The organism is Enterobacter sp. Li2LvB3, assembly GCF_056156645.1.
In genome coordinates, this window is record NZ_JBSICG010000003.1 from 1 (window position 1) to 17,077 (window position 17,077).

Annotated in this window: 17 protein-coding genes; 9 read left to right on the forward strand and 8 right to left on the reverse strand. The window is 56.0% G+C overall.

Going from position 1 to position 17,077, the window contains the following annotated elements:
* Positions 1 to 46: 46 nt before the first annotated feature.
* Complete coding sequence (gdhA, locus tag ACS603_RS02940) at positions 47 to 1,390, reverse strand: NADP-specific glutamate dehydrogenase (RefSeq protein WP_315688361.1); 1,344 nt, start codon at positions 1,388 to 1,390, stop codon at positions 47 to 49.
* Positions 1,391 to 1,617: 227 nt separating this feature from the next.
* Here gdhA and ACS603_RS02945 point away from each other — a divergent pair, with 227 nt between their 5' ends.
* Positions 1,618 to 1,890 (forward strand): YnjH family protein, encoded by a 273-nt coding sequence (locus tag ACS603_RS02945; protein WP_446492819.1) that lies wholly within the window; start codon positions 1,618 to 1,620, stop codon positions 1,888 to 1,890.
* On the opposite strand, the gene ACS603_RS02950 is transcribed toward ACS603_RS02945, so the two are convergent.
* A complete protein-coding gene (locus ACS603_RS02950; RefSeq protein ID WP_315688362.1) occupies positions 1,856 to 2,266 on the reverse strand; it encodes a pyrimidine (deoxy)nucleoside triphosphate diphosphatase in 411 nt (136 codons plus the stop codon). The genes ACS603_RS02945 and ACS603_RS02950 overlap by 35 nt on opposite strands.
* A gap of 75 nt (positions 2,267 to 2,341) precedes the next feature.
* On the opposite strand from ACS603_RS02950, the gene ACS603_RS02955 reads away from it, so the two are divergent.
* Together ACS603_RS02955 and ACS603_RS02960 are read left to right on the forward strand one after the other, a co-directional pair.
* Positions 2,342 to 2,911 carry a carboxymuconolactone decarboxylase family protein gene (locus tag ACS603_RS02955; protein ID WP_446492821.1) on the forward strand — a complete coding sequence of 190 codons (570 nt, stop codon included), beginning with the start codon at positions 2,342 to 2,344 and terminating at the stop codon, positions 2,909 to 2,911.
* The gene (locus ACS603_RS02960; protein WP_474943733.1) at positions 2,904 to 3,521 is read left to right on the forward strand and encodes a CDP-alcohol phosphatidyltransferase family protein; all 618 of its coding nucleotides are present in this window, start codon (positions 2,904 to 2,906) and stop codon (positions 3,519 to 3,521) included. Before ACS603_RS02955 ends, ACS603_RS02960 begins: the two co-directional genes overlap by 8 nt.
* Here the strand turns inward: ACS603_RS02960 and ACS603_RS02965 are convergent.
* The 6 genes from ACS603_RS02965 to xthA form a co-directional block, all read right to left on the reverse strand.
* The gene (locus ACS603_RS02965) at positions 3,518 to 4,825 is read right to left on the reverse strand and encodes a sulfurtransferase (protein WP_474943734.1); all 1,308 of its coding nucleotides are present in this window, start codon (positions 4,823 to 4,825) and stop codon (positions 3,518 to 3,520) included. The two genes, ACS603_RS02960 and ACS603_RS02965, sit on opposite strands and share 4 nt — an antisense overlap.
* Before the next feature lie 85 nt (positions 4,826 to 4,910).
* Positions 4,911 to 5,531, reverse strand: coding sequence for an ATP-binding cassette domain-containing protein (locus ACS603_RS02970; RefSeq protein ID WP_182060626.1), 621 nt, complete (start codon positions 5,529 to 5,531; stop codon positions 4,911 to 4,913).
* Positions 5,531 to 7,066, reverse strand: a complete 1,536-nt coding sequence (locus tag ACS603_RS02975) for an ABC transporter permease family protein (RefSeq protein ID WP_474943735.1) — start codon at positions 7,064 to 7,066, stop codon at positions 5,531 to 5,533. Before ACS603_RS02975 ends, ACS603_RS02970 begins: the two co-directional genes overlap by 1 nt.
* Positions 7,039 to 8,202: an ABC transporter substrate-binding protein gene (locus tag ACS603_RS02980; protein WP_474943815.1), complete on the reverse strand. Its 1,164-nt coding sequence runs from the start codon at positions 8,200 to 8,202 to the stop codon at positions 7,039 to 7,041. The genes ACS603_RS02975 and ACS603_RS02980 overlap by 28 nt, the downstream gene beginning before the upstream one ends.
* Positions 8,203 to 8,224: 22 nt before the next feature.
* On the reverse strand, positions 8,225 to 8,905 hold the full coding sequence (locus ACS603_RS02985; RefSeq protein ID WP_474943736.1) for a TVP38/TMEM64 family protein: 681 nt from the start codon (positions 8,903 to 8,905) through the stop codon (positions 8,225 to 8,227).
* A 6-nt stretch (positions 8,906 to 8,911) separates the two neighbouring features.
* Positions 8,912 to 9,718: an exodeoxyribonuclease III gene (gene xthA, locus ACS603_RS02990; RefSeq protein WP_474943737.1), complete on the reverse strand. Its 807-nt coding sequence runs from the start codon at positions 9,716 to 9,718 to the stop codon at positions 8,912 to 8,914.
* Between the two features lie 433 nt (positions 9,719 to 10,151).
* Here xthA and astC point away from each other — a divergent pair, with 433 nt between their 5' ends.
* The 6 genes from astC (at position 10,152) to spy (ending at position 17,044) form a co-directional block, all read left to right on the forward strand.
* Complete coding sequence (gene astC / locus ACS603_RS02995) at positions 10,152 to 11,372, forward strand: succinylornithine/acetylornithine transaminase (RefSeq protein WP_474943738.1); 1,221 nt, start codon at positions 10,152 to 10,154, stop codon at positions 11,370 to 11,372.
* Entirely contained in the window at positions 11,369 to 12,403 is a 1,035-nt protein-coding gene (gene astA / locus ACS603_RS03000; protein ID WP_182060631.1) for an arginine N-succinyltransferase, read from the forward strand. Before astC ends, astA begins: the two co-directional genes overlap by 4 nt.
* Positions 12,400 to 13,887 carry a succinylglutamate-semialdehyde dehydrogenase gene (astD, locus tag ACS603_RS03005; protein WP_474943739.1) on the forward strand — a complete coding sequence of 496 codons (1,488 nt, stop codon included), beginning with the start codon at positions 12,400 to 12,402 and terminating at the stop codon, positions 13,885 to 13,887. Before astA ends, astD begins: the two co-directional genes overlap by 4 nt.
* Complete coding sequence (gene astB / locus ACS603_RS03010) at positions 13,874 to 15,199, forward strand: N-succinylarginine dihydrolase (protein ID WP_474943740.1); 1,326 nt, start codon at positions 13,874 to 13,876, stop codon at positions 15,197 to 15,199. Before astD ends, astB begins: the two co-directional genes overlap by 14 nt.
* A 10-nt stretch (positions 15,200 to 15,209) precedes the next feature.
* On the forward strand, positions 15,210 to 16,175 hold the full coding sequence (astE, locus tag ACS603_RS03015) for a succinylglutamate desuccinylase (protein ID WP_446492831.1): 966 nt from the start codon (positions 15,210 to 15,212) through the stop codon (positions 16,173 to 16,175).
* A gap of 371 nt (positions 16,176 to 16,546) precedes the next feature.
* Complete coding sequence (spy, locus tag ACS603_RS03020; RefSeq protein WP_315688374.1) at positions 16,547 to 17,044, forward strand: ATP-independent periplasmic protein-refolding chaperone Spy; 498 nt, start codon at positions 16,547 to 16,549, stop codon at positions 17,042 to 17,044.
* Positions 17,045 to 17,077: the final 33 nt, after the last annotated feature.

Sequence of the window (17,077 nt, forward strand, 5' to 3'; positions counted from 1 at the left end):
GTGGGAGAGGGCCGGGGTGAGGGCACCCGGCCGCACGATCGTAACTTTAGATCACACCTTGCCCAATCATCGCATCCGCCACCTTCACGAACCCGGCGATATTCGCGCCACGCACGTAGTTGGTTTGTGATGCTTCGCCACCAAACTCCACGCAGGAGTGGTGAATATCCAGCATGATGTGGTGCAGACGTGCATCCACTTTTTCCGCTTTCCAGCCCAGACGCGCGGCGTTTTGCGCCATCTCCAGACCAGAGGTTGCCACCCCGCCTGCATTCGCTGCTTTGCCAGGCGCAAACAGGACGCCAGCTTCCAGGAACAGATCGGTTGCGGCAATGGTGGTTGGCATGTTCGCCCCCTCGGCAACGGCTTTCACACCGTTGGCGATAAGGGTACGCGCGGCGTCTACGTCCAGTTCATTCTGGGTCGCACACGGCAGCGCGATATCCACCGGCACAGCCCAGGGTTGCTTGCCTTCGAGGTAGGTCAGGCCAAACTCGCGGGCATAATCCGCTACGCGACCGTCGCGGCTGGCTTTGATTTCGCAAAGACGCGCCAGTTTTTCAGCCGTAAAGCCTGCTTCGTCGACGACGGTCCCGCTGGAATCTGAGGCAGTCACAACCCGTGCGCCAAACTGCATCGCTTTTTCGATAGCGTACTGCGCCACGTTACCGGAGCCCGACACCGCGACACGCATCCCTTCAAAGCCCAGACCATGGCGTTTCAGCATGGCTTCGGTGAAATAGACCAGACCGTAACCTGTGGCCTCCGGGCGGATCAGGCTGCCGCCGAAGGAGAGGCCTTTACCGGTAAACACGCAGGCGCTGTTATTGGAGAGTTTTTTCATCATCCCGGCCATAAAGCCCACTTCACGGCCACCCACGCCGATATCACCTGCCGGGACATCGGTGTCCGGGCCCAGATGACGATACAGCTCAGTGATTAATGCCTGGCAAAAACGCATCACTTCACCTTCGCTTTTGCCTTTAGGATCAAAATCACTGCCGCCTTTACCACCACCCATAGGCAGCGTGGTCAGGGCGTTTTTAAAGGTCTGTTCGAAGCCGAGGAATTTCAGAATGGATAAGTTAACGGACGGATGGAAACGCATCCCGCCCTTAAACGGACCAATTGCCGAGTTAAACTGCACGCGCCACGCGCGGTTAACCTGCACTTGATTGCGATCGTCAACCCAGGTCACGCGGAACTGAATCACACGCTCCGGTTCGACCAGACGTTCAAGCAGAGACATTTGACGATAACGCGGGTTTTCTTCAAGGAATGGCCACAAGGTGGTCATGACTTCACGAACGGCCTGAGCAAACTCGCTCTGGTGCGGGTCGCGTTGTTGAACGTGGGTAAGAAAGGTTTCCAGAGAGCGTGTCTGATCCATAGATATAAGAACCTCTTATTGTATTTTATGTGTGTTGCGTAGACGTTTTATGACGTTTTTTTGACTATATCACCCGTACCGCTTTGTGAGGCAAGCAGAAATTTCCCCCTAAAAGGAAATTCATCATTGCCCCCGGGTCATAACAAAAAACGATGATGAGAGAAATTAAAGATTCTGCCGGGTTTACCGTTATAGTCATTATCAGGAGACAACAGGAAGAGACTTCTATGAACCGTTATGTGATGACTGCTTTGTTTGCCCTTTTATCCGCAAGCGCGCAGGCCGACCGTATTCGCCCGGATGTGCAAGTGAATGTCCCGCCGGAGGTATTTAGCTCCAGCGGTCAAAGTACGCAGCCCTGCAACCAGTGTTGTATCTATCAGGATCAGAACTATTCAGAAGGGGCCGTGGTGAAAGCCGACGGTGTGCTGCTACAGTGTCAGCGTGATGAACGGGCTGTCAGCACTAATCCGTTGGTCTGGCGTCGCGTAAAAGGATAAACGCATTAAGCAGCGGGATATCCGCAGGCGCCAGGGTATAAGTTAGCGCCTCCTGCGGCGTACACCACACCAGCGCGCTGTGGTAATGCGCCGTCAGCTCGCCACTGAATGTGGGGACATGCCAGGCATGAAGATGGATAAGCCGCCCGGAGACTTCTCGCTGATGGCTTGCCACATAACGTGCAGGCCCGGCGTTAATGCCTAACTCTTCGCCTAATTCGCGGACAAGCGCCTCGGGCTGCGTCTCTCCGGCTTCCACTTTCCCGCCGGCGAATTCCCACATACCGGGCTGATCGGCATGGGGCGGGCGCTGTGCCAGCAAAATTTTGCCCTCTTTTTCAAGAATGGCAGCCACTACATCGATGGTTTTCAGCATGGTCGTCAATAATTGATAACGAAAAACGACATATTATCGTGCCCTTTCAAAGAGTCCAGCCATCAGGAGAGTCAGGTGAAAGAGACACCCGCCTGGGTAGCCCCCTTAAAAAATCTTCCCGTCAGTTTAAAACCGATCGCAGCGATGCAGAAAAAACACTACGGCGCGGTGCTTAATCCCACCCGCTGGTGGGGACGAATGCCGCGCCTGTTCTGGCTGGTGGCCCTGTTTGTGGGTTTTCTGGAGCGTCGTGACGCGCGCCTGAGCCCTGTGCTGCGTTCCCTGCTGATGACGCGAGTCTCTCAGATTTGCCACTGTGATTTCTGCATTGATGCCAATAGCCTGCGTCTGGCCGAGCGCTGTGGTGCGATGGATAAAGTGCAGGCGGTGAGCAACTGGCACGATGCCGACATTTTCAGTGAAGAGGAGCGCGTGGCGCTGGCCTATGCCGAAGCGGTAACCGCCACGCCGCCGCAGGTGGATGCGGCCATAAAAACGCAGCTCAAGTGCCACTACACCGATGAGGCGATCGCTGAGATGACGGCGCTGATTGCGTTTCAGAACTTATCCGCGCGCTTTAATGCCGCGCTGGATATCCCGGCGCAGGGGCTTTGCGCCACGTTCAAAGGGAAACCTGATGCTTGACCGTCACCTGCATCCGTGCGTGAAACCGATGCTGAACCAGCTTGCGGCGCTGCTCGACAGGCCATTTATCTCCCCGGACGGGTTAACGCTGGCGGGGTTTGTCATTGGGGTGCTGGCGCTACCTTTTCTGGCGCTGAACAGCTATCTTGCGGCGCTGGTCGCGATTGTGCTCAATCGCCTGCTGGACGGGCTTGACGGTGCGCTGGCACGACGTCGCGGGTTGAGTGACGCAGGCGGGTTTCTGGATATTGCACTCGATTTTCTTTTCTACGCGCTGGTGCCGTTTGGCTTTGCGCTGGCGGCACCTGCGGAAAATGCGCTGGCTGCGGCCTGGCTGTTGTTTGCTTTTATGGGGACGGGCAGCAGTTTTCTGGCGTTTGCGGCGCTTGCAGCAAAACACAATATTGATAACCCCGGCTATGCGCACAAGTCGTTTTACTACATTGGTGGCTTAACGGAAGGGACGGAGACTATCGCGCTGTTCGTGCTTTGCTGTCTGTTTCCGGCGCACTTTTCACTCTTCGCCTGGGTATTTGGCGCGTTGTGCTGGCTTACCACCACAACGCGCATCTGGAGCGGTTATGTAACGTTAAAATCGCTCACCCGTTAGCGCGAACTTTCCGGCCCGCGCTCCCCGGTGGAAACCGGGTTTTGCGGATGGCTGCTCCATTCGTACCAGCCGCCATCGTAAACGGAGACGTTTTTCCAGCCCATCGCCCGCGCGTACATAAAGGCCTCTGACGCGCGCCAGCCGGTACCGCAATAGAATGCAACATGCTGTTCTGGCTGGATATTCCACGTTTTCCACATGGCGGTAATATCATCGGCACTGCGCATGGTGCCGTCCGGGTTATGGAAGTCTTCCATGTGTGTTGCATCGCTACCGGCATGGCCCCAGCGCGCACCGGCGATTTCACCTTTTGGCTTAATATAACTGTAACCGCTGGTGATGCCGGTGAACTCAGGCCAGGAACGGATACTGACCAGCGAAGCATCCTGACGATGCAACATTCCGCGGGCTTGTAACATATCAACCATCAACTGCGGCTGGCCGGGTAGCGGTGCACCAAAGTCGGGGGTGGGTTTCACGTCGGCTGGCGTACCCCGTTCAACAGGCAGACCGGCATCTGACCAGGTTTTCCAGCCGCCATCCAGAATGCGCACATCTTTCACCCCCGCGTAGAGCATGATCTGCGCGACGCGGGCGGCAGCATAGACGTCACGACCATAGAGGATCACCGTGGTGTCGTGGCGGATCCCGTGTCTGGCCAGCATCGCTTTAAGTTTATCATCAGAAACTTTATTCCACAGCGGTTCGCTTTCAATCTCATTGGTATCAAGGTAGCCGGCACCTGGAATATGACTCAGCAGGTAATATTTCGGTGCTCCCCAGCCCGCTTCAAGCACTTTCCAGTCTCCCGCCGGGGCGGCAACAACCGGTTTTTTCTGCTGCAACTGATGTAACCACTGCGGATAAACCAACTGCTCAAAATGCGGTAAACGTTGCAGGCGGTCAGCGGTTTGCAGCGCATCGCTTAACAGTGAGATACGGCTATATCCGGCTTTATTCAGGCGTGCTTTTATTGCCAGGTTATCGGCATCGCTGCCGTACAGTGCAATAGCCGTTTCAGACGTGAGCTGGTGCTGTTTCGCCCAGCTTGCAAGCTGCTCGTCACTCATTGCGCTGAGCCAGGAGGCAGAGAGGTTGAGCGCCGCAGGTTCATGCCCGGATGTGCCGGTCAGGGTTTGCGGCCAGCCGTTGTAAAAGGCACTGGCGCGCGTATCAATCACCGCGCCATGCTGTTGCTGGATCTGTTCCAGTGTAAGGGAATGGGGCATCTCAGCCGCCCGAGAGGATATTGAAGCGAGGCCGCAAAGCAGGGCCAGCGCAGTCAGTTGAGAAACACGTTTCATCGAAAAGCCTGACGTCAGTAAAAGAGGGGCTCATTGTTATCTCACCTGAAACAGAAAACCTTGCGTTAGCACAGGGCCGGGGCGTTTATTGCCAGCGAGAGAGCTGGATAACATCACCCCCGGGCGGAATATCCTCTTCATCATGCGTGACCAGCACCACCGGAATATTGCGCGCACGAACGGCAGCGAAAACCCATGCCCGAAACGATGCGCGTAACGTTTTATCAAGACGGCTGAAGGGTTCGTCAAGCAGCAGGGCCTGCGGTTGTGCAAGCAAAGCGCGCAGCAGGCTCACCCTGGCACGTTCCCCGCCAGAAAGCGTTGCAGGATCGCTGGTGTAATGTCCGGCAAGCCCCGCGGAGTGCAGCGCATGTTGTACGTCGTCCTTGCGCTGTTGCCCGGTAATATGCGCAGGCAGGGCCAGCATCAGGTTTTGCCCCACGCTAAAACTGTCAAACAGCAGGGCGTCCTGAAATAAAATTCCCAGCCCGCGCTTTTCGACCGGGAGTGTGTCGCAGCGTTTTTCGTCGAGCCACAGCTCGCCCTGAGCCTTAAAATCCGGGGATAGTGCGCCAATCATCCACGAAAAAAGCGTGGATTTTCCGCTGCCGGATGGCCCCATCAGCGTCACGATTTCTCCGCGCGGCACACTGAAGTTAACCTCGTGAAAGAGTGGCTCTATGGTGAGATGGTTCACGCTCAGCATTAACGTAGTCCTTGTCGGTAGCGGCCCGCAAGCCGGGATAAGAGCGCGGCAATACCAAATATCGTGCCTGTCAGCAAAAGCAGGCCAAGCGCGCGGTTAGCGAGAAGTGATGGGCTGCCTCCGCTGCTGAGTGCCACAGCTTCAGTCGTGAGTGTGGCAAAGCGTCCGGCACCCACCCACAGGGTGGGCATGTACTGCGCCATGCTGACGGAAAACCCCGTCGCGATGGCAAGCAGCGCCGGGCGAACCAGCAGCGGGCATTTGGCTAACCAGAAGATTTTAGCGCGTGACCAGCCCAGCGTTCTGGCAATCAGTATCAGTCGCGGGTCAATCCTGCGCCAGGCGGGCTGAAGCACCAGCAACATCCAGGGGGTCACCCACAGTAAATGACTCCACAGCACTGCGGCATATTGCCCGTCGATCCCGAGTTGCAGTGCAACAAGGTATTGCCCAAACACCAGCGGTAATGCCGGAAGTGCCAGGGGAAGCCAGACCCAAAAGGCCCCACGTTGCGGCCCCCATTCCAGCCAGAACAGGAGAATGATCAGCGCCAGCAGGCTGGATACCATACCCAATGAGAAACTGGTGGCGTAAGGGGCAATGGCGGTATCACTGCCCCTGGCGAGTAAAACGAGCACCAGCGCGCAAAATAGCCCGCAGCCGGGCACTAACCAGCCGAGCGTTTTTACCGGCAAAGCGTGATGGCTGCTATGACGAACACCGCTTACATCCGGCAGCGTTCGCCGCCACATTTTCCAGAGGCACAGCCCCGCCGTGGCCAGGATCGCCAGCAGCAGCAGTAACAGCAGACATAATAACGTCCCTTTGATTTGCTGTTCAGCGTCACCCTGATTCAGCCACTGCCAGGCCAGCACTGCAAGCGTCGGAGGATTTCCAGGCCCGAGAACGATGGCCACATCAACAACCGATAGCGACCAGGCCAGCACGGCAAGCATCACGGCTCCCAGCGCGGGAGCAATGGCCGGAAGAACCAGCCAGCACAGTCGCTGAATACGCCCGTAGCCAAAGCTCTGTAATACCACGTTTTGTTGTGCCAGTTGTTTTTCTGGCAACACGGCGTAAATGGCCCACAGGACGAACGCACTCTCCTTGATGGCGAGCGTCAGTCCCAATCCGATACCCGCGCTGTCCTGCTGCGGCGATAAAAAGGTAACGTACTGATAAAACAGGCCACCTTCTGCAAAAACAAGTAAGGCGCTGGTGGCGAAGGCAACGTGAGGAATGGCCAGCATCCACGGCAGCCGCGTGCTTAGCTGTTGCCAGCGCTTGCCGGGCCAGAGTGCGGTAACCAGACCCAGGGCGATAAACAGTGAGCCTGCCGTGGCTATCAGGGTCGATACCAGGGTGGCGATAAATGCCTGGGGCAACTGAGGGTCATTCAGCAGGGATTGCCAGCTGGCAACAGAAAACGCTGGCGTTATCAGCACAACGCCAGCCGGGATCAGCGGCACATAAATGACCGCCATTGCCAGCCAGACACAGCCGCTCAGCGCGTGCCGTAGCGGCGCAGCCATTCCTGCTCCAGCGCATTAACCCAGGCAGCGTGCGGCTCTGCAAGCATATTCGGTAGCCCGTCAGTGGTGTGGGCGTTCAGTTGCGCAGCATCCGCAGGCGGTAATTTCCGGGCATCCAGTACGCTCGGGTCGCCCCAGATGGCGGGATCGGCTTTACGCGCCTGCGCGGCGGGGGAAAGCAGGAAGTTCGCCACCACTTTCGCGCCCGCACTGGCTGCGGAGTTTGCCGGAATCGCAACAAAATGGACGTTGCCAATCATCCCATGCTCAAAGCCAAAGCTGTAGCTGTCGGCAGGCAGCTCACCGCTGGCCACTTTTTGCCGGGCATGTGCGGGGTTAAACGTCAGCGACAGATTCAGGTTGCCGCTGGCCAGCAGCGCATCCATGCGTGCCGGTGAGGGCGGAAAATCTTTTCCCTCACGCCACAGCAGTGGGTGCAGTGTATCGAGATAGTCCCACAGCGGAGCGGTTACTGCTGCAAAGGTGCGGTTATCCGGCGCGGTTTTTAACGCATCGGGTTGGGTGGTGAGCGTCAGCAGAAGCTGTTCAAGAAAGGCGGTGCCGGTAAAATCGGGCGGGCGCGGATAGGTGACTTTGCCAGGATGGTTTTTTGCATATTCCAGCAACGCCTGAGGATCGCGCAGCGGTGCCGGGGTGCTTGCATGACGGGCGATAAAGGTCAGCTGTGCGCCACCCCAGGGGGATTCCGCGCCGTCTGTGGCAATGGAGAAATCTTCCGTCACCGGCTTGCGGGTATCAACGAATCGCCACGCAGGGAGCGTTTGCGCCCACTGGGTTTGCAGTAAACCGGCCTCTTTTAAGGTGCGGAAATTTTCACCGTTCACCCACAGAAGATCGACCGACCCGTTGGTTTTCCGTCCGGCAGCGTGTTCGGTCTGGATACGTTTAACCGCATCGGCCGCATCTGCCAGGTGGACGATTTTCAGGGTGATGGCGTAGTGCGATTTCATCTCGCCGCTGACCCAGTCGAGGTAGCGGTTTACCGCCGGGTCGCCGCCCCAGGCATTAAACCAGACAGTTTGTCCACTGGCCTGGTGTTGGGTGTCTTGCCAGCTATCCGCGGCAAAGGATGAGCTTGCCAGCAGCAGGCCTGTCAGAAACGCGCAAAAACGCACACGGCGCATAATGCCTCCCTGTTTAATGCAAAGAGTGAAAGTAGCGGGAAAATAGCCAGCGAGTGACCAACGGTAATAACCCCAGTAGTGTAAAGGCGATTACCATTCCCGGCGACAGAATATCGCGCAGGGAGGTCAGTTTTCCCAGCTCGCGTCCGGCATTAAGAAAAATAGCCGTTGCGGGCAGCATGGCAAGCTGGCTTACCCACCAGTAACGCCACACGCCAAGACGGGTCAACCCGGCGAGCAAGTTGACCAGGAAAAAGGGGAATAGCGGCATCAGGCGAAGCGCAAAAAGGTAATAAGCGCCATCGCGGTTTATACCGGCGTTAACGGTATTCATTTGCTGGGCGAAGCGCTGCTGCACCCAGTCACGAAGCAGGTAACGGCTCACGAGCATCGCCAGTGTTGCGCCAAGTGTGGATGCAAACGAAACCAGCACAATCCCTTGCCATAAGCTGAACAGCGCGCCACCCAGTAACGTCAGAATGGCCGCCCCGGGAATAGACAGAGCAGACACCACCACGTACACCGCGAAATAGAGTGCTGCGCTTTGCGCCGGGGAGTGCGCAACCGTTGCCTGCAACGCCTGGTGATGGGTTCGGACCGAATCGAGGGAAAGCACTCCCGGCGGCAGAAAGGAAAATGCCAAAACAAAGGCGCCCAGAAGGGCGCACAGGAAGATGATTTTTCTAATTTTCACATGCAGTTACAGTTTGAATTTAGCCCACACCGGCGCGTGGTCAGACGGTTTGTCCATACTGCGGATGTCATAATCGATACCGGTTTCAATGCAGCGCTCGGCCAGCGGAGGGCTTGCCAGCAGCAGGTCTATACGCAGACCACGGTTGTCATCGAAACCTTTCGAGCGGTAGTCAAACCACGAGAAGCGATCCTGCGTTTCCGGGTTAGCTGCACGGAAGGTATCCACCAGGCCCCAATCCATCAGGCGCTGCATCCACTCGCGCTCTTCCGGCAGGAAAGAACATTTGCCGGTGCGTAGCCAGCGTTTACGGCTGTCTTCACCGATGCCGATATCCAGATCCGTTGGGCTGATGTTCACATCGCCCATAATCAGCACCGGGTTTGTTTTGTTTAACTCGGTGTTCAGATAGTCCTGTAAGTCCTGATAAAATTTCGCTTTTGCCGGGAACTTGGTTGGGTGGTCACGGCTTTCTCCCTGCGGGAAATAACCATTGATCACTGTGATGTTTCCCTGCGGCGAAGGGATCTCCGCCATGATAATCCGGCGCTGGGCTTCTTCTTCATCACCCGGGAAGCCGCGACGCACGGATACCGGCGTTTCTTTGGTCAGCAGCGCGACGCCATAGTGGCCTTTTTGCCCGTGATAGAAGACGTTGTAACCCAGTTTTGCTACCTCTTCGAGAGGGAACATATCGTCGTGAACTTTTGTCTCCTGTAGGCCAATCACATCCGGTTGATGTTGCTCAACGATGGCTTCCAGTTGGTGAGGGCGGGCACGCAGGCCGTTGATATTAAAAGAGACAAATTTCATAGTCGCTGCCAATGCAAGGTGAATAGTGCATGGATGGTAGCAGAATTTGGCGCATCTGTTACAGGGTATGACCAATAACTGCGACAGATAATGCCAACGGTGCAAAATTTGCACCATTCCAACGCGGCACGCCCTCAAACGGTGCGTAAATGGCCAATAAATTTCGCTGGCGATCACAATTCCAGAATTATATTTGGCCTGTGAATAGTCTTTCATGTTTTCGTTCGGCAAACCGCCGCGTATCGTAAAAATATTCACTTTTTATGCAATAACAGTGAATAACTCCATATCGTAACTTATTGATATTCTGTTCTCTCACCCCTTTTATGCATTTTTATCGCTGGCTGGCACGAAGTCTGCAATCTACATTCACAGTGCAAACACTCAATTATTTAACATTTAAACAACCTTTTATTTACCGGATGAGGTCGCTATGTCTCTGTCAATTACGCGTGAAAATTTCGATGAATGGATGATGCCGGTTTACGCTCCGGCGGCTTTTATTCCGGTTCGTGGGGAAGGCTCGCGCCTGTGGGATCAGCAGGGCAAAGAGTATATCGACTTTGCGGGTGGGATTGCGGTAAACGCGCTGGGCCATGCGCACCCGGCGCTGCGTCAGGCGTTGAACGATCAGGCTGCGAAGTTCTGGCACACCGGTAACGGCTATACCAACGAGCCTGCGCTGCGTCTGGCGAAAAAACTGATTGATGCCACTTTTGCCGAAAAAGTCTTTTTCTGTAACTCCGGGGCAGAAGCCAACGAAGCGGCGCTGAAGCTGGCACGTAAATATGCCCACGATAAATTTGGCGCGCATAAGAGTGGTATTGTTGCCTTTAAGAACGCCTTCCATGGCCGTACGCTCTTCACAGTGAGCGCAGGCGGTCAGCCGTCGTATTCGCAAGACTTTGCGCCACTGCCACCGGATATCCGCCACGCCGTTTACAACGATCTGCAATCGGCCGCTGAGCTGATTGACGATACCACCTGCGCGGTGATTGTTGAACCTATGCAGGGCGAAGGCGGCGTGCTTCCGGCGCAAAAAGCGTTCCTGCAAGGTTTGCGTGAACTGTGCGACCGCCACAACGCGCTGCTGATTTTCGATGAAGTGCAGACCGGGGTTGGCCGTACCGGTGAACTGTATGCTTATATGCACTACGGTGTGACGCCGGATGTACTCTCTACCGCTAAAGCACTGGGCGGCGGTTTCCCGGTCGGGGCGATGCTGACCACCAATAAATGTGCGAGCGTGATGACGGTCGGCACCCACGGAACCACCTACGGCGGTAACCCGCTGGCTTCTGCTGTGGCCGGCCAGGTACTGGATATCATCAATACGCCAGAAGTGCTTAATGGCGTGAAGCAGCGTCATGACTGGTTTGTTGAGCGTCTGAACGCCATCAACAGCAAGACGGGATTGTTTAAAGAGATCCGCGGTCTGGGGCTGTTAATTGGCTGCGAACTCACGCCTGAATTTGCCGGAAAAGCTAAACTTATTTCACAGGAAGCCGCAAAAATGGGCGTGATGGTGCTGATTGCCGGTGCCAATGTGGTGCGGTTTGCCCCTGCGCTTATCGTTAGCGATGAAGAGGTTAAAACCGGTTTAGACCGTTTTGCGCTGGCCTGTGAACACGTGAAATCCGGGGTGTCATCATGATGGTCATCCGTCCCGTTGAGCGCGGCGACCTTGCCGGGCTCATGCTGCTTGCCGGAAAGACGGGAGGCGGGCTGACCTCGCTTCCTGCCGATGAAAAAACGCTGTCGGCGCGCATTGAGCGCGCCCTGCATACCTGGCAGGGGACGTTGCCAAAAAGCGAACAGGGCTATGTGTTCGTGCTGGAAGATACTGAAACGGGAACCGTTGCCGGGATTTGCGCCATTGAGGTGGCGGTTGGGCTAAACGACCCGTGGTACAACTACCGCGTTGGCACGATGGTTCATGCATCGAAAGAGCTGAACGTTTATAACGCGCTGCCAACGCTTTTTCTCTGCAATGACCACACCGGGGCAAGCGAACTCTGCACATTGTTCCTGGATCCGGCCTGGCGCAAAGAGGGCAACGGGTATCTGCTCTCGAAGTCGCGCTTTATGTTTATGGCCGCTTTTCGCGATCGTTTTAATGAAAAAGTGGTTGCCGAGATGCGCGGTGTTATCGATGACAAAGGGTATTCCCCATTCTGGGAAAGCCTGGGCGAGCGCTTTTTCTCGATGGCGTTCAGCCGTGCGGATTATCTGTGCGGCACCGGGCAGAAAGCCTTTATTGCCGAACTGATGCCAAAACATCCTATCTATACCCATTTCTTAAGCCCCGAAGCGCAGGCGGTGATTGGCCAGGTGCATCCGCAAACTGCGCCTGCCCGCGCGGTGCTTGAGAAAGAGGGTTTCCGCTACCGTAACTATGTGGACATCTTCGACGGTGGGCCAACGCTTGAGTGCGATATCGACCGGGTTCGCGCAATCCGCAAAAGCCGCCTGGTAGAAGTGTCTGAAGGCCAGCCCGCTCCGGGTGAGTGGCCTGCCTGCCTGGTTGCCAACGAGCACTATGACAATTTCCGCGCCATGCTGGTACATACCAACCCGAAATGTGAACGTCTGGTGCTGACGCCTGCGCAGCTGGATGCCCTGAAATGTAATGCTGGCGACACGGTTCGCCTGGTGAGACTCTGCCCTGAGGAGAAAACAGCATGAGTTTATGGATTAATGGTGACTGGGTAACGGGCGAAGGCGAACAACGCATTAAAACCAACCCGGTGGGCAAAGAGGTGCTGTGGCAGGGGAACGATGCCAGTGCCGCGCAGGTGGAACAGGCCTGTAGAGCGGCAAGACGCGCGTTCCCGGCCTGGGCCAAACAGCCCTTTACCGTGCGCCAGGCGGTGGTTGAGAAATTTGCCGCACTGCTCGACGCCAACAAAGCTGAGCTGACGCGCATTATTGCGTCAGAAACCAGTAAACCTCGCTGGGAAGCAGCCACTGAAGTCACAGCGATGATCAATAAAATCGCCATTTCAGTGAAGGCTTACCATACCCGTACCGGTGAGCAACAGACAGAGATGCCGGATGGTGCGGCCACCCTGCGCCACCGTCCACACGGCGTGCTGGCGGTGTTTGGGCCGTACAACTTCCCGGGTCATCTGCCGAATGGACACATCGTGCCTGCGCTGCTGGCGGGCAATAGCGTGATTTTTAAACCCAGCGAGTTAACGCCGCTGAGCGGTGAAGCCGTGGTCAAACTCTGGGAGCAGGCTGGCCTGCCGCCAGGGGTGCTGAACCTGGTGCAGGGCGGACGTGAAACCGGCCAGGCGCTGAGTGCGCTTAGCGATATCGACGGCTTGCTGTTTACCGGCAGCGCCGGAACCGGGTATCAGCTGCATCGCCAGCTGGCGGGGCAGCCGGAAAAAATTCTTGCGCTGGAGATGGGCGGCAATAACCCGTTGATTGTTGAAGATCCTGATGATATCGATGCTGCAGTGCATCTCACCATTCAGTCCGCCTTTATTACCGCCGGGCAGCGCTGCACCTGTGCGCGTCGCTTGCTGGTAAAACGTGGCGCGCAAGGTGATGCGTTCCTGAAACGTCTGGTTGAAGTCACTGCGCGTCTGGTGCCCGCAAAATGGGATGCCGATCCGCAGCCGTTTATCGGCGGGTTGATCTCTGAACACGCGGCGCTGAACGTGCTGAAAGCCTGGCAGGATCATGTGGCGCGTGGGGCGAAAACGCTGCTGGAGCCCAGGCAGGTGCAGGCGGGGACTTCGTTGTTAACGCCGGGCATTATTGAGATGAGCGGCGCGAGCAACGTACCGGATGAAGAGGTCTTTGGCCCGCTGCTGTGCGTCTGGCGTTACGATGACTTTGACAGCGCCATTGTGATGGCGAATAACACCCGTTATGGCCTGTCGAGCGGGCTTATTTCGCCGCAGCGTGAAAAATTCGACCAGCTGCTGCTGGAAGCGCGAGCCGGGATTGTTAACTGGAACAAACCGCTTACCGGTGCGGCAAGCACCGCGCCGTTTGGTGGCGTGGGGGCGTCGGGGAACCACCGTGCGAGCGCGTGGTATGCCGCAGATTATTGCGCATGGCCGATGGCTAGCCTCGAAACGCCAGCGCTGACGCTGCCGGAAACATTGAACCCGGGTCTGGATTTTACGCAGGGGAATGGCCATGAAAGCGCGTGAAGTGAACTTTGACGGACTTGTGGGGCTTACGCACCACTACGCCGGACTGTCGTTTGGTAATGAGGCCTCTACAAAGCACCGTTATCAGATGTCTAATCCGAAGCTGGCGGCGAAGCAGGGGCTTCTGAAAATGAAAGCGCTGGCGGATGCCGGGTTTCCGCAGGCGGTTATTCCGCCGCAGGAACGCCCGAATGTGCCGGTTTTACGCCAACTGGGGTTCAGCGGCAGTGATGAGCAGGTTGTCGAGAAAGCCGGAACTCAGGCACCTTATCTGCTCTCCGCCGCCAGTTCCGCGTCTTCGATGTGGGTGGCGAATGCCGCAACCGTCGCGCCTTCAGCGGATACGCTGGATGGTAAAGTACATCTCACCGTTGCAAACCTGAATAACAAATTCCATCGCGCCACTGAAGCGGAAACCACCGAGCGTGTCCTGCGCGCCATTTTCAGCCATGATGCGCATTTTAGTGTGCATCCGGCGCTGCCGCAGGTGGCGATGTTTGGCGATGAAGGTGCCGCTAACCACAATCGTCTGGGTGGGGATTACGGGGAACCGGGTCTGCAACTCTTTATTTACGGGCGTGACGAGGGCGGCAGTACGGCGCCATCCCGCTATCCGGCACGTCAGACGCTGGCGGCAAGCCAGGCGGTAGCTCGTCTGAACCAGGTTAACCCGCAGCAGGTGATTTTTGCCCAGCAAAACCCGCATGTTATCGATCAGGGCGTGTTCCATAACGACGTGATTGCCGTCTCTAACCGCCAGGTGTTGTTCTGCCATGAACAGGCATTTGCGCATCAGGACAAACTCCTGGCCACGCTGCATGAACGCGTGCCCGGCTTTATGCCGGTGCAGGTGCCAACAGACGCGGTAAGCGTGCAGGATGCAGTAGAAACCTACCTCTTTAATAGCCAGCTTTTGAGCCGGGATGACGGCAGTATGGTGCTGGTACTGCCGCAAGAATCGCGCAATCACGCTGGCGTGTGGCGCTATCTGAGCGAACTGGTGAAGGCGGATAACCCCATCGATGAATTGCGGGTGTTTGACCTGCGCGAAAGCATGGCAAATGGCGGTGGGCCAGCATGTCTGCGCCTGCGCGTGGTGTTAACCCAGCAGGAGATGCAGGCGGTTAATCCCGCGGTGATGATGAATGAAAATCTGTTTAACACGCTGAATAACTGGGTGGATCGCTACTACCGCGACAGGTTAACCCAGGCCGATCTGGTCGACCCGCAACTGTTGCGCGAAGGACGTGAGGCGCTGGATGACCTCACCACCATTCTGCAACTGGGCTCTGTTTACCCGTTCCAGCGTTAAAGGAGCAGTTATGGAGAATTTACTGGCGCTGACGCTGGCGGATGAAACACCCGAGCAGCAAGAAGGTGACGGCCCCTCGTTCCGCTGGCGGTGGCTGGGGCGGGGCGTTCTTGAACTGACGCCACGGGAGACAAGCGAGCGGTCATTGGTGCTCTCTTGCGGTATTCATGGCAACGAAACCGCGCCGGTTGAGATTGTCGATTTGCTGTTACACGCGCTGTATGGCGGTGATATCGCCCTGCATTGTCGGCTGCTGGTGGTATTAGGAAACCCGCTGGCGCTGGCGCAAAACAAACGTTATGTCGTCAGCGACATTAACCGGATGTTTGGTGGCCGCTGGTCGCAGTTCCCGCAAAGTGATGAAACCGACCGCGCGCAGTGGCTGGAAAATGTGGTGACAGACTTTTTCGCCACTGGCGGGGAAAACCGCTGGCATCTCGATTTGCATACGGCGATCCGCGCCTCATACCATGTGCGATTTGGCGTTTTACCGCAGCGTAATCAGCCGTGGGATGAGGAATTCCTGGCCTGGCTGGGCGATGCGGGCCTTGAGGCACTGGTGTTCCATCAGTCGCCTGGCGGGACCTTTACCCACTTCACCTGCGATAAATTTGGCGCGCTGGCCTGCACGCTGGAGCTGGGCAAAGCGCTGCCGTTCGGGCAGAACGATCTCTCGCGTTTTGCCCCTACGCATCTGGCGCTGCGGGCGTTGCTGGGTGGCACTTCGCCAGAACATTGCCAGGAACATGTTGAGCGCTATCGGGTGGTACAGCAGATCACGCGGCGCAGCGATGCGTTCCAGTTGCACATGGCCGCGCATACGCTGAACTTCACGCCGTTTCGTCAGGGGGTTTTACTGGCAGAGGATGGTGATGAACGTTATGAAGTGCATGAAACAACAGAGTATGTGCTGTTTCCAAACCCTTCTGTGGCATTTGGCCTGCGAGCAGGGCTGATGCTGGAAAAAATGCGTTAATACTGTTGTGGCCCTCAGCAGCAGGCTGTGGGCCGCAGTCCCGAATAGTTATTTTCACTGACACTGACAAACTTATTTTCTTAGCTATTATTGCGGAATGCTGTTTTTTGCAGATTATTCCTGGTTATTTGCTTTTAAAATAATCATCGATTCTATATACTCCTTCATAATCTCTTTAAAATCACCATGTTGTATATTTTTGTTTCAACTCTCCACGTTTTATCCTTAATTTCTCCACATTTGGCGATAATTTGTTTTTTACACTTTCATTGTTTTACCGTTGCTCTGACTTATTGACGATAAACCCCGTAAAGTTAATCTCGTCAACACGGCATAGCGCCGAAGAATAACTGAAAGTAAGGAAATAAATTATGCGTAAGTTAACTGCACTGTTTGTTGCTTCTACCCTGGCTCTGGGCGCTACCAGCGTGGCGTTCGCCGCAGATACCGCGACCACCACGACTGCCGCGCCAACTGAAGGCAAAATGATGATGCATCATAAAGGCAAGCCGGGGATGCACCACGACATGATGATGTTCAATGATCTGAACCTGACCGATGCACAGAAACAGCAGGTTCGCGACATCATGAAAAGCCAGCGTGACCAGATGAAACGTCCGCCGCTGGAAGAACGCCGCGCGATGCATGACATCATCGCCAGCGACAGCTTCGATAAAGCGAAAGCCGAAGCGCAGATCGACAAAATGGCTGAGCAGCACAAAGCAGGAATGCTGGCTCGCATGGAAACCCAGAACAAGATCTACAACATTCTGACCCCGGAACAGAAAAAACAATTTAATGCCAATTTTGAGAAGCGTCTGACAGAACGCCCGGCGCCGGAAGGTAAAATGCCTGCACCAACCGAATAATCGGTTCAACATCTTAAGACCGCCGGGATCCTG

Bases quoted from the DNA above. Each gene is read 5' to 3' on its own strand.
- gdhA (WP_315688361.1), bottom strand. From the start codon at position 1,390: ATGGATCAGACACGCTCTCTGGAAACCTTTCTTACCCACGTTCAACAA.
- ACS603_RS02950 (WP_315688362.1), bottom strand. From the start codon at position 2,266: ATGCTGAAAACCATCGATGTAGTGGCTGCCATTCTTGAAAAAGAGGGC.
- spy (WP_315688374.1), top strand. From the start codon at position 16,547: ATGCGTAAGTTAACTGCACTGTTTGTTGCTTCTACCCTGGCTCTGGGC.
- astD (WP_474943739.1), top strand. From the start codon at position 12,400: ATGAGTTTATGGATTAATGGTGACTGGGTAACGGGCGAAGGCGAACAA.
- ACS603_RS02960 (WP_474943733.1), top strand. From the start codon at position 2,904: ATGCTTGACCGTCACCTGCATCCGTGCGTGAAACCGATGCTGAACCAG.
- ACS603_RS02975 (WP_474943735.1), bottom strand. From the start codon at position 7,066: ATGGCTGCGCCGCTACGGCACGCGCTGAGCGGCTGTGTCTGGCTGGCA.
- ACS603_RS02965 (WP_474943734.1), bottom strand. From the start codon at position 4,825: ATGAAACGTGTTTCTCAACTGACTGCGCTGGCCCTGCTTTGCGGCCTC.
- astA (WP_182060631.1), top strand. From the start codon at position 11,369: ATGATGGTCATCCGTCCCGTTGAGCGCGGCGACCTTGCCGGGCTCATG.
- astC (WP_474943738.1), top strand. From the start codon at position 10,152: ATGTCTCTGTCAATTACGCGTGAAAATTTCGATGAATGGATGATGCCG.
- ACS603_RS02970 (WP_182060626.1), bottom strand. From the start codon at position 5,531: ATGCTGAGCGTGAACCATCTCACCATAGAGCCACTCTTTCACGAGGTT.
- astE (WP_446492831.1), top strand. From the start codon at position 15,210: ATGGAGAATTTACTGGCGCTGACGCTGGCGGATGAAACACCCGAGCAG.
- astB (WP_474943740.1), top strand. From the start codon at position 13,874: ATGAAAGCGCGTGAAGTGAACTTTGACGGACTTGTGGGGCTTACGCAC.
- ACS603_RS02945 (WP_446492819.1), top strand. From the start codon at position 1,618: ATGAACCGTTATGTGATGACTGCTTTGTTTGCCCTTTTATCCGCAAGC.
- xthA (WP_474943737.1), bottom strand. From the start codon at position 9,718: ATGAAATTTGTCTCTTTTAATATCAACGGCCTGCGTGCCCGCCCTCAC.